Annotated in this window: 18 protein-coding genes; 7 read left to right on the forward strand and 11 right to left on the reverse strand. The window is 40.7% G+C overall.

What is annotated here, in order from left to right:
* Positions 1-14: 14 nt before the first annotated feature.
* Together B9T36_RS01710 and B9T36_RS01715 are read left to right on the forward strand one after the other, a co-directional pair.
* Positions 15-761: an AzlC family ABC transporter permease gene (locus B9T36_RS01710; protein WP_086207857.1), complete on the forward strand. Its 747-nt coding sequence runs from the start codon at positions 15-17 to the stop codon at positions 759-761.
* Complete coding sequence (locus B9T36_RS01715) at positions 758-1,057, forward strand: AzlD family protein (RefSeq protein ID WP_086207858.1); 300 nt, start codon at positions 758-760, stop codon at positions 1,055-1,057. Before B9T36_RS01710 ends, B9T36_RS01715 begins: the two co-directional genes overlap by 4 nt.
* 9 nt (positions 1,058-1,066) lie before the next feature.
* On the opposite strand, the gene B9T36_RS01720 is transcribed toward B9T36_RS01715, so the two are convergent.
* Entirely contained in the window at positions 1,067-1,372 is a 306-nt protein-coding gene (locus tag B9T36_RS01720; RefSeq protein ID WP_086207859.1) for a hypothetical protein, read from the reverse strand.
* Positions 1,373-1,483: 111 nt separating this feature from the next.
* The gene (locus B9T36_RS01725; protein ID WP_086207860.1) at positions 1,484-2,518 is read right to left on the reverse strand and encodes a type I glyceraldehyde-3-phosphate dehydrogenase; all 1,035 of its coding nucleotides are present in this window, start codon (positions 2,516-2,518) and stop codon (positions 1,484-1,486) included.
* 392 nt (positions 2,519-2,910) lie between these two features.
* Here B9T36_RS01725 and alaS point away from each other — a divergent pair, with 392 nt between their 5' ends.
* From alaS to csrA, 3 genes are all read left to right on the forward strand, one after another.
* Positions 2,911-5,604, forward strand: a complete 2,694-nt coding sequence (gene alaS / locus B9T36_RS01730) for an alanine--tRNA ligase (RefSeq protein ID WP_171264388.1) — start codon at positions 2,911-2,913, stop codon at positions 5,602-5,604.
* Between the two features lie 66 nt (positions 5,605-5,670).
* Entirely contained in the window at positions 5,671-6,951 is a 1,281-nt protein-coding gene (locus B9T36_RS01735; RefSeq protein ID WP_086207862.1) for an aspartate kinase, read from the forward strand.
* Positions 6,952-7,224: 273 nt separating this feature from the next.
* On the forward strand, positions 7,225-7,479 hold the full coding sequence (gene csrA / locus B9T36_RS01740) for a carbon storage regulator CsrA (protein WP_086207863.1): 255 nt from the start codon (positions 7,225-7,227) through the stop codon (positions 7,477-7,479).
* Positions 7,480-7,527: 48 nt separating this feature from the next.
* Here csrA and rnhB read toward each other — a convergent pair whose 3' ends face one another.
* The 3 genes from rnhB to B9T36_RS01755 form a co-directional block, all read right to left on the reverse strand.
* Positions 7,528-8,115, reverse strand: a complete 588-nt coding sequence (gene rnhB / locus B9T36_RS01745) for a ribonuclease HII (RefSeq protein WP_086207864.1) — start codon at positions 8,113-8,115, stop codon at positions 7,528-7,530.
* Between the two features lie 65 nt (positions 8,116-8,180).
* Positions 8,181-8,543 (reverse strand): hypothetical protein, encoded by a 363-nt coding sequence (locus B9T36_RS01750; protein WP_086207865.1) that lies wholly within the window; start codon positions 8,541-8,543, stop codon positions 8,181-8,183.
* 139 nt (positions 8,544-8,682) lie between these two features.
* Complete coding sequence (locus B9T36_RS01755; RefSeq protein WP_086207866.1) at positions 8,683-9,057, reverse strand: hypothetical protein; 375 nt, start codon at positions 9,055-9,057, stop codon at positions 8,683-8,685.
* Positions 9,058-9,293: 236 nt separating this feature from the next.
* Between B9T36_RS01755 and B9T36_RS01760 the strand changes: the two genes are divergently transcribed.
* Positions 9,294-9,848 (forward strand): cytochrome b, encoded by a 555-nt coding sequence (locus B9T36_RS01760; protein WP_086207867.1) that lies wholly within the window; start codon positions 9,294-9,296, stop codon positions 9,846-9,848.
* Positions 9,849-9,874: 26 nt separating this feature from the next.
* Here B9T36_RS01760 and B9T36_RS01765 read toward each other — a convergent pair whose 3' ends face one another.
* The 4 genes from B9T36_RS01765 to B9T36_RS01780 form a co-directional block, all read right to left on the reverse strand.
* Complete coding sequence (locus B9T36_RS01765; protein WP_086207868.1) at positions 9,875-10,237, reverse strand: hypothetical protein; 363 nt, start codon at positions 10,235-10,237, stop codon at positions 9,875-9,877.
* A 54-nt stretch (positions 10,238-10,291) separates the two neighbouring features.
* A complete protein-coding gene (locus B9T36_RS01770; RefSeq protein WP_086207869.1) occupies positions 10,292-11,293 on the reverse strand; it encodes an adenosine deaminase in 1,002 nt (333 codons plus the stop codon).
* 68 nt (positions 11,294-11,361) lie between these two features.
* Positions 11,362-12,684, reverse strand: coding sequence for an NCS2 family permease (locus B9T36_RS01775; RefSeq protein WP_086207870.1), 1,323 nt, complete (start codon positions 12,682-12,684; stop codon positions 11,362-11,364).
* A gap of 369 nt (positions 12,685-13,053) precedes the next feature.
* The gene (locus B9T36_RS01780; protein ID WP_228146951.1) at positions 13,054-13,293 is read right to left on the reverse strand and encodes a hypothetical protein; all 240 of its coding nucleotides are present in this window, start codon (positions 13,291-13,293) and stop codon (positions 13,054-13,056) included.
* Between the two features lie 228 nt (positions 13,294-13,521).
* Between B9T36_RS01780 and B9T36_RS01785 the strand changes: the two genes are divergently transcribed.
* Positions 13,522-14,949, forward strand: a complete 1,428-nt coding sequence (locus tag B9T36_RS01785) for a cryptochrome/photolyase family protein (RefSeq protein WP_086207872.1) — start codon at positions 13,522-13,524, stop codon at positions 14,947-14,949.
* Here B9T36_RS01785 and B9T36_RS01790 read toward each other — a convergent pair.
* Both B9T36_RS01790 and yaaA read right to left on the reverse strand, forming a co-directional pair.
* The gene (locus B9T36_RS01790) at positions 14,946-15,572 is read right to left on the reverse strand and encodes a metal-dependent hydrolase (protein WP_086207873.1); all 627 of its coding nucleotides are present in this window, start codon (positions 15,570-15,572) and stop codon (positions 14,946-14,948) included. The two genes, B9T36_RS01785 and B9T36_RS01790, sit on opposite strands and share 4 nt — an antisense overlap.
* A gap of 15 nt (positions 15,573-15,587) precedes the next feature.
* Positions 15,588-16,367, reverse strand: a complete 780-nt coding sequence (gene yaaA, locus B9T36_RS01795) for a peroxide stress protein YaaA (RefSeq protein WP_086207874.1) — start codon at positions 16,365-16,367, stop codon at positions 15,588-15,590.
* Positions 16,368-16,419: the final 52 nt, after the last annotated feature.

Genomic DNA, 16,419 nt, shown 5'->3' on the forward strand with positions numbered 1-16,419 from the left:
ATAGGCGATTTAAAATGCTCTCCTTTAGAAATACGACTCAGGAACTTAATGATTCCAGCGATTATGTCGAGTTTAAACGTGGAATTAAAACGTCTATCCCGATGCTGCTAGGTATTATTCCTTTTGCTTTGGTCTTGGGAACACAAGCCACTCAAAAGGGCTTTAGCCATTTAGAAGTCCCACTCTTTACTGGCCTAAACTTTGCGGGCGGTTCCGAATTTGCTGTGCTGGAGGTCTGGACCAACCCACCAAATTTTCTCGTTTTAATTTTCATTACTTTTCTAGTCAACAGCCGTCATTTACTCATGGGTGCAAGTCTCGTGCCCTATTTACGCCATTTGCCCAATCGACAGGTTTTCCCTGCTCTGTTTTTCATGTGTGATGAAAGTTGGGCAGCAGCTCTTGCCGATGCAGAACAAAAGAAAAGATTTGGGCTACAACAGGCCTTTAGCATGTCTTACTACGCAGGCATCTGTTTTGCCCTGTACTTGATGTGGGTCAGTTTTACCAGTTTAGGTGCCATTCTTGGTCCTTTACTTGGAGATGTACACAGTTACGGTTTTGATATGGCCTTTGCTGCGGTATTTCTGGTTTTATTGCGTGGCATGTGGAAAGGCTTCAGCGCCGCACGCCCTTGGCTGGTTAGTCTCATTAGTGCAGCGATTGCTTATTTATATTTACCGACGGGTTGGTATGTGCCTATTGGGGCAATCTGTGGCATCGCCTCTGCTTTCATATTTATTCAGGAGGATGAGCTATGATTCACGGCACGACTCTTGTTGCAATTTTATTGGTTGCAGCCACCACTTATCTGACACGTATATTGGGCTATGTTTTGCTGAAAAATAAAACACTTACCAATAAACAGCGGAAAATTTTAGAAGTTGTCCCAGGCTGCGTACTGATTTCAGTGATTGCGCCTTATTTTGTGAAGGACAATGTCGCAGATCTACTCGCTATTGCTATCACTTTGCTTGCAGCTTCACGCTTTTCACTCTTACCAACGGTTGTGATTAGTATGCTGAGCGCGGCATTATTGCGTACCGTGCTCATCTAAACTTAACTTTTAGCGTTCTGGTTGTACGGCTTTAGCAAGAATATTCACTAACTCAGCGTTTTGTAGCTCAACTTTTTGCAACTTAGAGGTGGTCTGCTCGATCACTTCCTGTTGCACATGCATCTTTTTTGCAAGATCTTGCATAATCTCTAAAGTCTTTTTTAAATTTTCTTCAAGATGGTGTACTTTTTCCTGAAGCTGATGTTGCTCTGCGTAGGGGTCAGTTTTATCTGTCTGATTTTTAAATTGAAACCAAATTAAAAACACCACTGCGACCGCCAACAGCAAAATAAATCCCCAAATTAAGATCAACATAAGCAGCACTCTTCTTTATTTTCGTTTATACACTCATCATACCCACAAGTCTGTATGCGGTCTATGTCTATCATCTTGTTTTCAGAGTAAAAGATACTGTAGAAAAGTCCTTTAGATTAATGACGCACTAAAAGATTCACACAAATCCAATAAGCGGTTTGCATAGCCCCATTCATTGTCATACCACGCAAAGACCTTGGCTTGATGCCCTACCACCATGGTTTGCGTTAAATCAACAATGAGTGAATATGGTGAATGGTTAAAATCCGAAGACACCAAGGGTTCATCGGTCACATCCATAATTTCACGGTAGTCTGACTTCGCCGCCTGAATCAACACTTCATTGATTTTATGATCGGTAATCGGTGTTTGCGAAATAAAGGTCAAATCAATTGCCGCCACATTAATGGTCGGTACGCGGATGGAATAACCATCAATACGATCGGCCATTTTTGGCATGACTTGTTTTAAAGCACCTAAAGCAGACGATGTAGTCGGGATAATGTTTTGACCTGAAGCACGAGCACGTCTTAAGTCCCGATGGGCATGATCCAATACAGACTGATCAGCAGTGACCGCATGAATTTCCGTCATGAGCGCAGTATCAATACCAAAAGCATCATCAATGATTTTAACCAAAGGCACTAAGGCCTGCGTAGTACATGACACACTGGAAATGATTTGGTCACTGACTTTCACCTCATGGTGATTCACCCCATACACAATTGCGGCATCAACCGAGTCAAAAGGTGCCGCGCCAATAATGACCCGTTTTGCACCTGCATGGATATGCTCTGTTGCTGCTTCACGCGAGCGAAATAAACCTGTGCACTCTAGAACCACGTCGACATGGAGGCTGGCCCAAGGTAGATCTTGCGGGTTTGCCTGACACAATACTTCAACTTTGAGCTGCGCCTGATCTTTAGAAAGATGTAAATAAATTCTTTCATTTTCATAACTTAAATCGACTTTCCCTGGAAAGCGCCCATGAGTCGTGTCATATTTAAATAAATGCAATAAGGTTTCTACATCTGCCACATCATTTACCGCGACGATTTCAAACTGAAAGTTCTTTGGATTTTCAAACCAAGCACGTAATACATTACGTCCGATTCGACCAAATCCATTTATCGCCACTCGTTGCATGACTTGCCCTTATTTATAAAATGATGAAAGATAAAGCAGGCCTATATTAATGGATTTATATAGATTTGGTTAAGCTTTCTTTTTCTATGATTCATCAGTGAAGATGATAAATATGAACCCTTAAGTCACAAATTGACCTGCCTGACTAGACCTATCAACCTGCTTTCTTTCTATCAAATGATATAAATATCCAACATTAACCCGCAAAATCAAAGAACGATTGAATACATAGAAATGTCATCAATTCGCCTTAAAGTGATTGGTGCAACATCCTTTTTCCGTTATAATTTGGCGTTTTAAAATTTTTAAGCCAGTAACTGAAGTCAGCGTATTTAGAATAAGACTTGCTTCAGCTACTATTAGCCAAATCGAAATTATGGAGTGACTTGGTTGTGAGTACTCGTTTTATGACATCAGCTGAAATTCGCGAAGCTTTTTTAAGCTACTTTGAATCGCAAGGGCATACACGTGTCGCGTCGAGTTCTCTAGTTCCCGCCAACGACCCTACTTTGTTGTTTACCAACGCGGGTATGAACCAATTTAAAGATTGTTTCTTAGGCCTAGAAAAACGTGATTATGTACGTGCGGTGTCTTCACAAAAGTGTGTCCGCGCAGGTGGTAAACATAACGACTTAGACAACGTCGGTTATACCGCACGTCACCATACTTTCTTTGAAATGTTAGGTAACTTCTCATTTGGCGACTACTTCAAACGTGATGCAATCAAATTTGCATGGGATTTTCTAACAGGTGAAGCTTGGTTAGCACTGCCTAAAGACAAACTCTATGCAACGGTTTACCACACTGACGACGAAGCATTTGACATCTGGAACAAAGAAATTGGTTTAGATGCATCTCGTATTATTCGTATTGGCGACAACAAAGGCGGCCAATACGCATCAGATAACTTCTGGGCAATGGGTGATACAGGTCCTTGTGGTCCTTGTTCTGAAATCTTCTTTGACCATGGCGACCATATCTGGGGTGGCTTACCGGGCACACCTGAAGAAGATGGCGACCGTTTCATTGAAATCTGGAATAACGTTTTCATGCAGTTCAACCGTACTGCGGATGGCGTATTGCACCCTCTTCCAGCGCCGTCTGTCGATACAGGCATGGGCTTAGAGCGTATTTCTGCTGTTTTACAACATGTTAACTCTAACTACGAAATTGACCTATTCCAGCACTTACTCAAAGCGGCCGCTGAAATTATTGGTTTAGATACCGCAGCACTTGAAGCAGAAGCACACGAAAAAGGTACACCAGTTCAGTACCCTGCTTCACTTAAAGTCGTTGCCGATCACGCACGTTCATGTTCATTCCTAATTGCGGATGGTGTAAACCCATCAAATGAAGGTCGTGGTTATGTACTACGCCGTATTATCCGTCGCGCAGTTCGTCATGGTAACAAGCTCGGTGCAACTGGCTCCTTCTTCCATAAAATGTTGCAACCTTTAATTGAAGTGATGGGTCAAGCTTATCCAGAACTTGAAGCACAGAAAGTCCGTATCGAAGCACAATTACTGAAAGAAGAAGAACAATTTGCTAAAACCTTAGAGCAAGGTTTGAAATTGCTTGAAGGCGAATTGGCTCAACTGAAAGGTTCAGTGATTCCAGGTGAAGTGGTGTTTAAACTGTATGATACTTACGGTTTCCCAACTGACCTGACTGCTGACATCGCACGTGAACGTGATTTAACCATTGATGAAGCAGGCTTTGAAGTTGAAATGGCTGCACAACGTCAACGTGCACGTGATGCAGGTAAATTCGCGATTGACTACAACTCTGTTGTTAAAGTTGAAGGCGAAACTCAGTTTGACGGCTATGACGCAACGGTTGGCGAAGGTCAAATTATCGCAATCTACAAAGATGGCGAACAAGTTGATGAAGTGGTTGAAGGTGACGAAGCTCTCATCGTACTGAACCAAACCCCGTTCTATGCAGAAAGCGGCGGTCAAATTGGTGACACAGGTATTTTCAAAAATGACACGGGTATTTTTGAAGTCCAAGACACCAAGAAATCGGGTGGTGCTTTTGTACACCAAGGGATCGTGACAGTCGGTAGCATTAAGCTTGCTCAACATGTAGAAGCGACAGTGAAAGCAGACATCCGCGCTGCAACTGCGCGTAACCACTCTGCGACTCACCTTTTACATGCTGCACTACGTCAAATCTTAGGTGAACACGTACAACAAAAAGGTTCATTGGTTGCCTCAGACATCTTACGTTTTGACTTTGCCAACGATCAACCTGTGTCATTTGAACAGCTTCAAGAAATTGAACGTCTTGTAAACGCTGAAGTAATTGCCAACACTACAGTTTCTACTGAGCTTTTAGACATCGAATCTGCGAAAGCAAAAGGCGCGATGATGTTGTTCGGTGAAAAATATGGCGATGAAGTTCGTGTACTTTCAATGGGTTCAATCATTGAAGAAAAAAACTTCTCAATTGAGCTGTGTGGTGGTATTCACGTTAAACGCACGGGCGACATCGGCTTGTTCAAAATCACTTCTGAAGGTGGTGTAGCTGCAGGTGTACGTCGTATTGAAGCGATAACAGGTACAAAAGCCATTGAAGTTGCTCAAAAAGCTGACCGTGATATCAACACCATCAATGGTTTATTGAAAGCTCAAAAAGACCAAACTTTAGAAAAAGTTGAAGCTTTAGTCGACACTGCATCAAGCTTGCAAAAACAAATTGAGCAACTCAATCAAAAACTTGCCAGCTTCCAAGCTGCTGAACTGCTTAGCCAAGTTCAAACGCTTGCGGGTCGTCAAACGCTGATCACGACTGTTCAAAACATGGATGCGAAATCACTTCGCAATCTACATGACGGTGTGAAATCAAAATTAGAAAATGCAGTCATTGTCCTTGCAGGTGTTGAAGGTGACAAAGTCAGCCTGATTGCATCTGTAGCAAAAGACTTTACTGCTTCTATTAAAGCAGGTGACATCATCAAACATCTAGCAACTGAGCTCGGTGGTAAAGGTGGTGGCAAACCTGACTTAGCACAAGGTGGCGCGCCACTAAACGAGAAGTTTGCAACAGTGATGGCAGATTTAGCTGCTTGGCTTGAAGCGAAATAAAACTTCACCTTTTGTGTAACTGACCTTGAATGGTGCATTCAGGGTCATGGTTTATATGGAACAACTATGGCATTAATCGTTCAAAAATATGGCGGTACCTCTATGGGTACTCCAGAGCGCATTTTAAATGTTGCTCGTCGTGTAAAGCGTTGGCATGACCACGGCCACAAGGTTGTAGTGGTTGTATCAGCAATGAGTGGCGAAACCAATCGTCTACTTGCTTTAGCGAAAGCCATTACCGAAACCCCTGACCCACGAGAATTAGACCAAATGGTTTCTACGGGTGAACAGGTAACGATTTCAATGTTAGCTATGGCGCTCAATTCTATTGGCGTTGAAGCTAAGTCGCTCACTGGTCGCCAAGTCGGCATTAAAACGGACAGTTCATTTACCAAAGCACGTATTGAGTCAATTGATACAGATGTGATGACTGAACATTTAGATGCAGGCCGCGTTATTGTAGTTGCTGGTTTCCAAGGCTTTGATTTGAATGGCAACACAACAACACTTGGCCGTGGTGGTTCAGATACTTCAGGTGTAGCCTTAGCTGCTGCATTAAAAGCAGATGAATGCCAAATCTACACAGACGTAGATGGTGTTTATACCACTGACCCACGCGTTGCGCCAAAGGCGAAAAAAGTAGACCGCATTTCATTTGAAGAAATGCTGGAAATGGCATCACTTGGTTCTAAAGTTCTACAAATTCGCTCGGTTGAATTTGCGGGCAAATACCAAGTGCCTTTACGCGTATTATCAAGTTTTGATAATGACGATGATGGCGCATTCGACGAAGAATTTAAGAAAAACGTCGGAACACTAATCACCACTGAGGCGGAAGACAACATGGAACAACCAATTATCTCTGGTATCGCATTTAACCGTGACGAAGCTAAACTTACGATTTTAGGTGTTCCTGATGAACCAGGTATTGCATCTAAAATTTTATCGCCAATTGGTAATGCCAACATTGAAGTGGATATGATCATCCAAAATGTTGAGGAAGACGGTACGACTGACTTCACCTTCACGGTAAACCGTGGTGAACTTGCTAAAGCAACAAAAATTCTTGAAGAAACCGCTCAAGCTATTGGTGCTCGCGAAGTTGCTACACGTGATGACATTGTTAAAGTGTCAATCGTGGGTGTAGGTATGCGCTCTCACGCAGGTGTTGCAAGTAAGATGTTTACTGCTCTTGCTGATGAAGGCATCAACATTTTGATGATCTCAACATCAGAAATCAAAATTTCTGTGATTATTGAAGAAAATTACTTAGAACTTGCTGTTCGCTCTTTGCACACGGCTTTCGGTTTAGACCGTGAACATGGCGAGTCAAGTGCCCGTGCTTAAGTAATCGAGTGAAAAACTTGTCATTGTCTGACAGTTTTTGCAAAAGACTACAAAATTTCAGAGCCACTATAGTTTTTTCTATAGTGGCTCTGTTATATTAAACCCGAGGCTTTCTTAAATTTAAACCTATGTTATGCCAAATACCGCTAGACATTAAAAAAAACAGAATGTCATGTAGTTGTATTGAACATTTGTTTAAATTTTTTTAAATACAAAAAATTATGTATTTATTTTAGTACAACTGCAGGTTTAGCGTTTTGCAAGGAGATAAACATGCTGATTTTGACCCGACGTGTCGGTGAAACATTAATGATTGGGGATCAAGTAAGCGTTACTGTGCTTGGTGTCAAAGGCAACCAAGTTCGTATTGGTGTCAATGCTCCCAAAGAAGTATCTGTACATCGTGAAGAGATCTATCAACGCATTCAGCATGAACGTGCTATGCATGAGCACCTTCAACATCTGGATCAGGATTACCAACCTGCTTATGAAGATGATGGTGCACAGCAGAACAACTACAACCGTTAAGGTTGAAGTTTTCTGACATAAAGCGGCTCGATCAGCCGCTTTAAATTTTTATGGCATCTTTTTTTGCTCAAGTGCCTCGATCACTTTCTTTACAGGTCCAAAACTACGGCGGTGTTCATCAATCACCCCATGTTCAGCAATCGCTTCAAAATGTGCCTTAGTTGGATAACCTTTGTGTTTGGCAAAACCAAACTGTGGATACTTGCAATCCAATTCAATCATTTGATGGTCACGTGTCACCTTCGCCAGAATACTCGCTGCTGAAATTTCAGCATGTAAAGCATCCCCTCCAATGATTGCTTCACAACTCATGCTCAAGCCTTGTGGGATTTTATTACCATCAACCAAGACATGGTCAGGTTGCACTGCCAGCTTCTCCACCGCACGGCGCATCGCAAGTAATGAAGCTTGTAGAATATTGATTTCATCAATTTCAGCGGCACTTGCTTCTGCAATTGCCCAAGCCAGTGCTTTTTCCTGAATTTCAACGAAGAGTTTCTCTCGTTTTTTTTCAGTCAATTTTTTAGAGTCATTTAAGCCCTGTATGGGATTATTCGGATCTAATATCACCGCAGCTGCAACGACCGAACCCACTAAAGGGCCACGCCCTGCTTCATCTGCACCAGCAATTTGCATATTCTACTCTCATAAAAAAATGGCTGATAACAGCCACTCTCAATATTAATAACAATTTCTTGCGCCTAGTTTAACACTTCAGATGCACAGGTGGCGGTAGTTTTAGTTGTTGCTAAAGCGGTATAGGTCGCCTTTGCTTTAGGATCAATCGCGGCCAAGGCCAGTTGTTCTTTGGACAAGACCTTTGGTGAGTTCTCACCTACACAGTTACATACTTCACGTTTTTTCTTTTGTTTTTGATCGTCAGAAAACAACTTACTCGTCATAAGCCAAGTGGGATTATTTTCAATTTCATCCATACATTTCGCATGAGACGCCATTTTAATGACAGAAAAACCATCTGAGTTGGAACTCGATAATGGATTCGACACACAAGCAGTCAGCAAAATAGAGCTGAATAAACCCATGATTAATTTATTATTTTTCATACATATATACCTTTTTTATTGATCAAATAATGCTTCAATTTTTATTATTCAGTTCAATATAAAAGATAAATAAATAAAAGTACAAAAGATTGATCAAGAAGTTCGAATTCATCTCACCTCTTGACCCGCCACTCAGTGATTAATTGACCGCTTCAGCCACACATGCATTGATGGTCTTCGTCACAGCATTGCTAATAATTGTTGTACGAGCTGCTGGATCAATCGCTGCCGTTGCAACATCAACTGCTGTAATATTTTGTGGAGCTTTATCACTCACGCAACCACAAATTTCAGTTTGGATATCGGCTTTTTGATCTACTGTCATAAGCTTAGTCGCAGTTTTCCATGCGGGTAAATTATTCAGCTCAGTGGTGCATTTTGCATTAATGGCAATTTTGAGCGCCGCTGTACCTAACTGTTGAGTTGTGGTTTCAGCCGTTGACGGAGTACCTGTCGTGGTACATGCTGAGAGAACCAAAGCCAAAGGGGCTAACATTGCGACACATTTTTTCACTGATTTATCCTTTTCTTGCAGTTAAAATTCAGCGTATTGTGCCGAAGATTCTCGCATTTCGGAAATACTATTTCATAAATGCACCGATCATACTTAATCCATTGCATAATTTTAGATCATTCACACCACTCATCTAAACAGCGTTGCAGAATTTCAACGCTATGTTGCATCTCGCATATTTTTGCAATATCTATAGTTCTATAAAATAGCGCAACATAAAAATGGATGTGAATCTAATGAACACAGTAAATACCCATTACACGCGTACCGCTCAAGTTCTACATTGGCTGATGGCAATTATCTTTATTGCCGCATGGCTGATTGGGTTTTATAGCGGAAATTTCTTAAGTTATGATGTGGATGGTAGCTTTAAGGGAGATGTCATCACCCTGCATAAAAATATTGCAACCACGATCATTTTTCTGGTGGTGATCCGTATCTTCTGGCGCTACACCCACCCTGCGCCTAAACTGCCTGATAGTATGTCCCCGCTAATGCAAAAACTGGCACACCTCGGTCATTTGGCTTTATATTTCATTTTGTTGGCTTTACCTATTACAGGCTGTTTATTTAGCTGGAGTGCTGGGCACCCTGCACCTGTTTTGTACTTATTTGAAATACCGCGTTTAGTACAAGACAACCCTGAATTACTCGCAATCGTAAAACCATTACATGTCTGGATTTCATGGGCAGCTGGATTGCTGTTGGCAGGTCATATTGCAGCAGCTCTAAAACACCACTTTATAGATAAAGATAACGTATTAAACAGCATGACCAAACAAGCAAAGTAATACCAAGTTGAATCAGCCTAAAAGCATCAATCTGTTGCTTTTAGGACTTCATCCACCACGCATCCTTTAAGCGTATTCAACACGCCCTGTTGTACTACCTGTTTTTTGACTTGCTCATCAACCACTGCATGTAATAAGGTTGTTGCGGGAATATCCTTTAATGCATTTTCACCCACGCAGCCACAGATTTGTGTTTGGAGTTGATTCTTTTTTTCTTCACCAATCAATGCTGTCCTGACTTTCCATAAGCGTGTCGACTCCAACTCTACACCGCACTGATATACCACCACTGGCTTTAATAACTTTTGAGTTAACCCTGTATCTGTTTTAAGTAAATAAACTGCAAAAAGTGCAAAAATAACCACAAGCAATGCAATGATTTTTTTCATATCGACCTCACATAAAAAAGACAGAGCGAACTCTGTCTTTAAAGCAACATTAGATTAAGCAATGGCTGCAATTTCAGCCGCCCATTTTTGCTTCTCTTCTGTCGAAATAAACGATGCTTCAAAAGAGTTCAGCGCCAACTGTTTTAGCTCAGCTGCTGTTAAGTCTAATGCATCTGTAATCGCAATAAAGTTATCATTCATATAACCACCAAAGTACGATGGGTCATCTGAATTTACTGTCACTTGCACACCTTGTTGCAATAAACGGCGGATATTGTGCTGTGCCATATCATCAACGACACATAACTTTAAGTTACTGAGTGGGCAAACTGTCAGTGGCATTTTCTCTGCAATCAAACGCTGCATTAATACAGGATCTTCTTCAGAACGTACACCGTGGTCAATACGATTCACTTTAAGCAAATCTAAAGCTTCCCACACATATTCTGCTGGGCCTTCTTCACCCGCATGCGCAACCACTAAAAAGCCTGCTTCACGTGCTTTAGCAAAGACACGTTCAAACTTTGCAGGAGGGTGCCCAACTTCGCTTGAGTCTAAGCCTACACCAATGATTTGATCTTTATAAGGCAATGCCTGCGCTAAAGTTTCAAATGCAGCTTCTTCACTTAAATGACGTAAGAAACACATAATCAAATGCGAACTAATGCCAAATTTTGCTTTGGCATCATCACAAGCACGTTGTAAACCATTGATCACGGTTTCAAATGCAACACCACGGTCAGTGTGTGTCTGAGGATCAAAGAACATTTCGGTATGTACTACGCAGTCTTCAGCACATTTTTCAAAGTACGCCCAAGCCAAATCATAAAAGTCTTGCTCGTGAATCAGTACATTTGCACCTGCATAATAGATGTCTAAAAAGGACTGTAAGTTATGAAAGTTATAAGCCTGCTTTACTTCTTCAACCGACTTATAGGGAATGTCTATTTGGTTACGCTGTGCAATTGCAAACATGAGTTCTGGCTCAAATGTCCCTTCAATATGCACATGCAGTTCTGCTTTTGGTAAAGCACGAATGAGCTCCAATTGACTCATATCTCTTCCTCTTTAAAAAATAAAAAAGGGTGTAAACGGAGTTTACACCCTTATCAATATTTGGTGAATTAGCCACCAAACATTGCAAATTTCAGTGCCCAAAGCGCAGCAACAATCCAAACCATATACGGTACAGTTGCTGCCTTACCTGTGAACAGTTTAACCAATGCATAGCTGATAAAGCCCATCGCAATACCATCTGCAATTGAGTAAGTAAATGGCATAAAGACAATAGTTAAAAACGCAGGTACTGCTTCAGTAATATCATCCCAATCAATATGGGTAATCCCCTGAATCATCAACACACCAACAAATAACAGAGCTGGAGCGGTTGCAAAACCAGGTACAGACTGAGCTAATGGTGCCAAGAATAAACATAGAATAAAAAGCACAGCAACCACAACTGCGGTTAAGCCTGTACGCCCACCCGCAGCAACACCTGCTGAAGACTCAATATATGGCGTTGTTGAAGATGTACCTAATGCTGCACCCGCAACGATTGCAGTTGAGTCTGCAAACAAAGCCTTTTTCAAACGTGGAAGCTTGCCATCTTTCAGTAAACCTGCACGGTGTGACACACCAACCAATGTCCCCGTTGAGTCAAATAAATCGACCAAGAAGAATACAAAAATAACACCCACTAAACTCGCAGTAAAAAGACCTTTGAAATCCATCTGCATGAATGTCGGAGCAATTGATGGAATCTCCCCCACCACACCTTTAAATTCGCTTAAACCCAATGCAGTTGAAATAGCAGTCAAAGCTAGAATACTGATAATAATTGCACCGCGCACTTTAAAGTGATGTAGCACAACCACCATTAAGAAACCGAATAAAGCCAAAAGAACAGTTGGTTGCTTTAAGTCACCTAATCCCACCAAAGTTGCTGGATTATCGACAATAATCCCTGCATTTTTTAAAGCAATTAATGCAAGAAATAAACCAATCCCACCACCAATTGCAAGCTTAAGTGACATTGGAATTGCATTCACAATAGCTTCACGAATTTTAAACATGCTGATCGCAATGAATATAAAACCTGATACAAACACGGCTGCTAAAGCGGTCTGCCAAGGTACCCCCATACCCAAACATACCGAATAGGTAAAGTAAGCGTTTAAACCCATACCTGGTGCGAGTGCAATAGGATAATTCGCAACAATGCCCATCACTAAACAACCAATTGCGGCTGCAAGACAAGTTGCTACAAAGACAGCTCCATGATCCATCCCCGTTTCGGATAAAATCATTGGATTCACAATAATGATGTAACACATCGTTAAGAATGTGGTTACACCTGCAAGAAGCTCTGTACGAAAACTGGTTTTATTTTCACTCAGTTTGAACATACGCTCGAGCATATTTTCTGAAGATGGATTAGGAGTCGTCATGACCTAGCCCCTGTAAATAAACTTTTAAAACTGTATAACTTTTCAAAATTTGCTAGATTCAACACACTGAACATCTAATTCAATTTTTGCAAGTTAAAGCAATGGATATGCCAAATTTCCTCAACTCAGGAAAAGTTTATTTAGCCATGAATGATTTAAGTTGAAACTTACACCATATATACCTAAACAAAAAAGCCGCATAAACCGTATGCAGCTTTCAACAAAAATGTCATTTTAGAATCAAAGTCTAAAATTCAAGATATCTCGGCGCGGATTATAACACACTGATTTTTAATTGTTTTAAAATTTATTTTTGATTAAAATTCAATATGATAAGTGATTCATGCGTTTTTTATTCAATTATGAACATCAAAGTACTTTGATCGAGACCTGTTCTATTACCACTTCAGCATCACTTTGAAGTGGGCGCGTAACTTTTTCAGGGACGACCGTTACCTTTGAGATCGGACTCAAGTTTTGTACTTTAGGTTCAGCACTGTTCATGAGTTGATTCAGCTCTTGTTGCTTTTTAGTTTCAGTATCCTGAAAAACAACAAAACCAAGCAAACAAACAGCTAATACAAAAATAGGAATTAGAATCTTTTTCACGGTATTCACAATATCCATAACTGTTTTAGCATGATTACAAATCATAACAAATTACATGAGGGTCAACACACTTATCTGATAAAAAGCATATTCACACTTTATAGTTTTTTCTGATTTAATTATTTCAATAACATAAGATTAAGTGAAAGACATGCCAAGAAAATATGATCAAAGTGCTCAATTTTGTAATATTTTATATTTCAAAAAATTACAGTTGATTAACTTTTGATGAACATAATTTGGTTTCGACAAGACCTTCGCATACATGATAATGCTGCACTTTGGCATGCAAGCCAAGACGGGGCTATGCTTGCTTTAGTCATCTTATCTCCTGAACAATGGCTATTACACCATGATGCTCCTGTAAAAATAGATTTATATGTCCGACAATTGGAAGATTTGAAACAAAATCTGGCTAAGCTCAATATTCCACTGGTTATTTTAAACATTCCTCTGTGGCGTGATATCCCTGTTCAACTTTCATCCTTATGTCATGTACTTCAAGTACAACAGATCTTTGCAAATTTCGAAGTGGGCGTAAATGAGCTGAAACGTGATGCTGAAATACAAAAGTGTCTCGATCAACATGCCATTACATTTACTCTATTTCAAGATCGGACGATATTTCCTTTAAACAGTATTCGTAACCAATCAGGTAAACCCTATCAAGTCTTTGGCGCTTTTAAGAAAACCTGTTATGAACGTTTAAATATTGGCTTACCTCAGTGCTACCCACTCCCTTCTGCACAGCAGCACATACAGCTTCCTACCGATTTAAATACAAGCATTCCTCACATTGAATCACTGATTGATGCAAATACGAATGAATTAAATCAAATTAAAGCCTATTGGCCTGAAACGGAAGCCTATGCACTTTCGGTGCTCGATGATTTTATTGAGCATAAAGTTAGTGACTATCAGAAAGAAAGGGACTTCCCCTTTCTGAATAGTACGAGCCAACTTTCAACCTATTTAAATATTGGAATCCTATCTATCCGCCAGTGTCTCAATGCCCTGTTTCGTGCTCAACATGGTCAATTTATGATTGATAATACAGGCCAGCAAACGTGGTTAGATGAATTACTTTGGCGGGAGTTTTATCAACATATTCTATTTGATTTTCCGCATGTCTCTAAACATCTGCCATTTAAAGCCAACACACAACGAATTGTTTGGCGAGATGCACCCGAGGATTTAAAAGCATGGCAACAAGGTCGTACTGGTATTCCAATTGTGGATGCAGGTATGCGACAACTCCTTGCGACAGGCTGGATGCATAATCGAGTGCGGATGATTGTCGCAATGTTCTTAACGAAAAACTTGTTGATTGATTGGCGACTGGGCGAACAGTGGTTTATGCAACATTTGGCAGATGGTGACTTGGCTGCCAATAATGGTGGATGGCAGTGGTGTGCCTCCACAGGCACCGATGCTGTGCCTTACTTCCGAGTCTTTAATCCTGTAAGCCAATCGCAGAAATTTGATAGTCATGGTGACTATATTCGACAGTGGTTACCAGAGCTTGCACATTTAGATGCCAAAAGCATTCATGAACCTTATGCTCGGCAGCCGAATATGGAACTAGACTATCCCAAACCAATCGTAGATTTAAAATCCAGCCGTGTGCGTGCCATCGAAGCGTTTAAAGGGCTCTAAACACTTAAAATTTGGGCTAAGTTCTGCTTAGCCTGATGCTCATAGCGCTTTTGGAAAAGTGGTGTTTGATACAGAGGCTGCATTTCTAAAAAGTGCCTTAACACCTGCTGACGTTTCTGTGCATAAAGTGAAGGCTCAACCCAAGCATATTCTTGCTGAATTTGGCCTTCATATTCAGCAAAACGAATAGGATTGCTGGCTAAAATTACCAGATCAATATCCAGTAGATAAGCTAAATCCAAGTTAGCTGTCAGTGCATGTGCTTGGGTTGCCAAAATCCATGCATAAATCTTTTCCATTTGTTCAGCAACCAGCACACTTTCAAGCACCTGCTTCATGTACTCAGCACTTTGCTGTTCATTGTCATTTGCTTGCGGATTGTAAATAACATCATGAAACCAAATCGCCAACTCAACGGATAAGGCATCTGTTAGGTGGGTTTTAATGTCATGAAAATGCTCTAAACACTCAACAATATGCTGCACCGTATGATAATGCCGTTGTGATTCACTATAGGCGCTATACAGTGCTCCATAAAGTTCTTCACAACTACTCACAGTTAAATCCAACTGGCTTGCGGTATGTGTCCAATAGTCCTGAAACTGTTTTATATACCGCACCATTGCAATGCCCTTTCGTTATGCTGCCTGTTCATCTCGTTTAAAGACCAACTCGCCTTTTAGCGAGCTATCTGCATCGAAATAATAGCCATCAGTATTAAAGGATTTTAAGCCTTCGATTTGATCAATCTGATTTTCAATCATATAGCGAGCCATCAAACCACGTGCTTTTTTGGCATAGAAACTAATGACTTTATATTTGCCATTTTTCTGATCTAAAAACACAGGTTTAATAACTTCTGCTTGGATTTTGCTTTCTTTCACAGATCTATAGTATTCATCAGAAGCAATATTCAGCAAAATTTGAGAACCAGCTTGTTCTAAATCTTGGTTGATTAAATCAGTAATGTGATTGCCCCAAAACTCATACAAATTGTGTCCGCGAGGGTTCGTAAGTTTAGTGCCCATTTCTAAACGATAAGGCATCATCAAATCCAATGGACGTAACAAACCATACAGACCCGATAACATTCTTAAATGCTGCTGCGCATATTGAATGTCATCTGCAGATAAATGATAAGCATCTAAACCTGTATAAACATCACCTTTAAAAGCAAACATGGCTTGTCGTGCATTCGCAAAGCTAAATTCTGACTGCCAATCACGAAAGCGCGCTACATTTAAAGTGGCAATTTTCTCACTCACGCTCATTAAGTTTGCAATTTCACTTGCCGACAACTTGCGACTAACTTCGATCAATTCTTGGGAATGTTGTAGCAATCTGGGTTGTGTGTACTGATCGGTAGGTAAAGCAGTTTGGTAATCTAGAGTTTTAGCGGGAGAAACAAGGGCGAGCATAGACAACCTGATTAAAAAACAATTAAACAGACTATAACAGTAGACTTATTTT

Source organism: Acinetobacter sp. ANC 4204, assembly GCF_002135205.1.
GTDB lineage: Bacteria > Pseudomonadota > Gammaproteobacteria > Pseudomonadales > Moraxellaceae > Acinetobacter.

Bases quoted from the DNA above. Each gene is read 5' to 3' on its own strand.
- B9T36_RS01710 (WP_086207857.1), top strand. From the start codon at position 15: ATGCTCTCCTTTAGAAATACGACTCAGGAACTTAATGATTCCAGCGAT.
- B9T36_RS01715 (WP_086207858.1), top strand. From the start codon at position 758: ATGATTCACGGCACGACTCTTGTTGCAATTTTATTGGTTGCAGCCACC.
- B9T36_RS01720 (WP_086207859.1), bottom strand. From the start codon at position 1,372: ATGTTGATCTTAATTTGGGGATTTATTTTGCTGTTGGCGGTCGCAGTG.
- B9T36_RS01725 (WP_086207860.1), bottom strand. From the start codon at position 2,518: ATGCAACGAGTGGCGATAAATGGATTTGGTCGAATCGGACGTAATGTA.
- B9T36_RS01735 (WP_086207862.1), top strand. From the start codon at position 5,671: ATGGCATTAATCGTTCAAAAATATGGCGGTACCTCTATGGGTACTCCA.
- csrA (WP_086207863.1), top strand. From the start codon at position 7,225: ATGCTGATTTTGACCCGACGTGTCGGTGAAACATTAATGATTGGGGAT.
- rnhB (WP_086207864.1), bottom strand. From the start codon at position 8,115: ATGCAAATTGCTGGTGCAGATGAAGCAGGGCGTGGCCCTTTAGTGGGT.
- B9T36_RS01750 (WP_086207865.1), bottom strand. From the start codon at position 8,543: ATGAAAAATAATAAATTAATCATGGGTTTATTCAGCTCTATTTTGCTG.
- B9T36_RS01760 (WP_086207867.1), top strand. From the start codon at position 9,294: ATGAACACAGTAAATACCCATTACACGCGTACCGCTCAAGTTCTACAT.
- B9T36_RS01765 (WP_086207868.1), bottom strand. From the start codon at position 10,237: ATGAAAAAAATCATTGCATTGCTTGTGGTTATTTTTGCACTTTTTGCA.
- B9T36_RS01770 (WP_086207869.1), bottom strand. From the start codon at position 11,293: ATGAGTCAATTGGAGCTCATTCGTGCTTTACCAAAAGCAGAACTGCAT.
- B9T36_RS01775 (WP_086207870.1), bottom strand. From the start codon at position 12,684: ATGACGACTCCTAATCCATCTTCAGAAAATATGCTCGAGCGTATGTTC.
- B9T36_RS01785 (WP_086207872.1), top strand. From the start codon at position 13,522: ATGAACATAATTTGGTTTCGACAAGACCTTCGCATACATGATAATGCT.
- B9T36_RS01790 (WP_086207873.1), bottom strand. From the start codon at position 15,572: ATGGTGCGGTATATAAAACAGTTTCAGGACTATTGGACACATACCGCA.
- yaaA (WP_086207874.1), bottom strand. From the start codon at position 16,367: ATGCTCGCCCTTGTTTCTCCCGCTAAAACTCTAGATTACCAAACTGCT.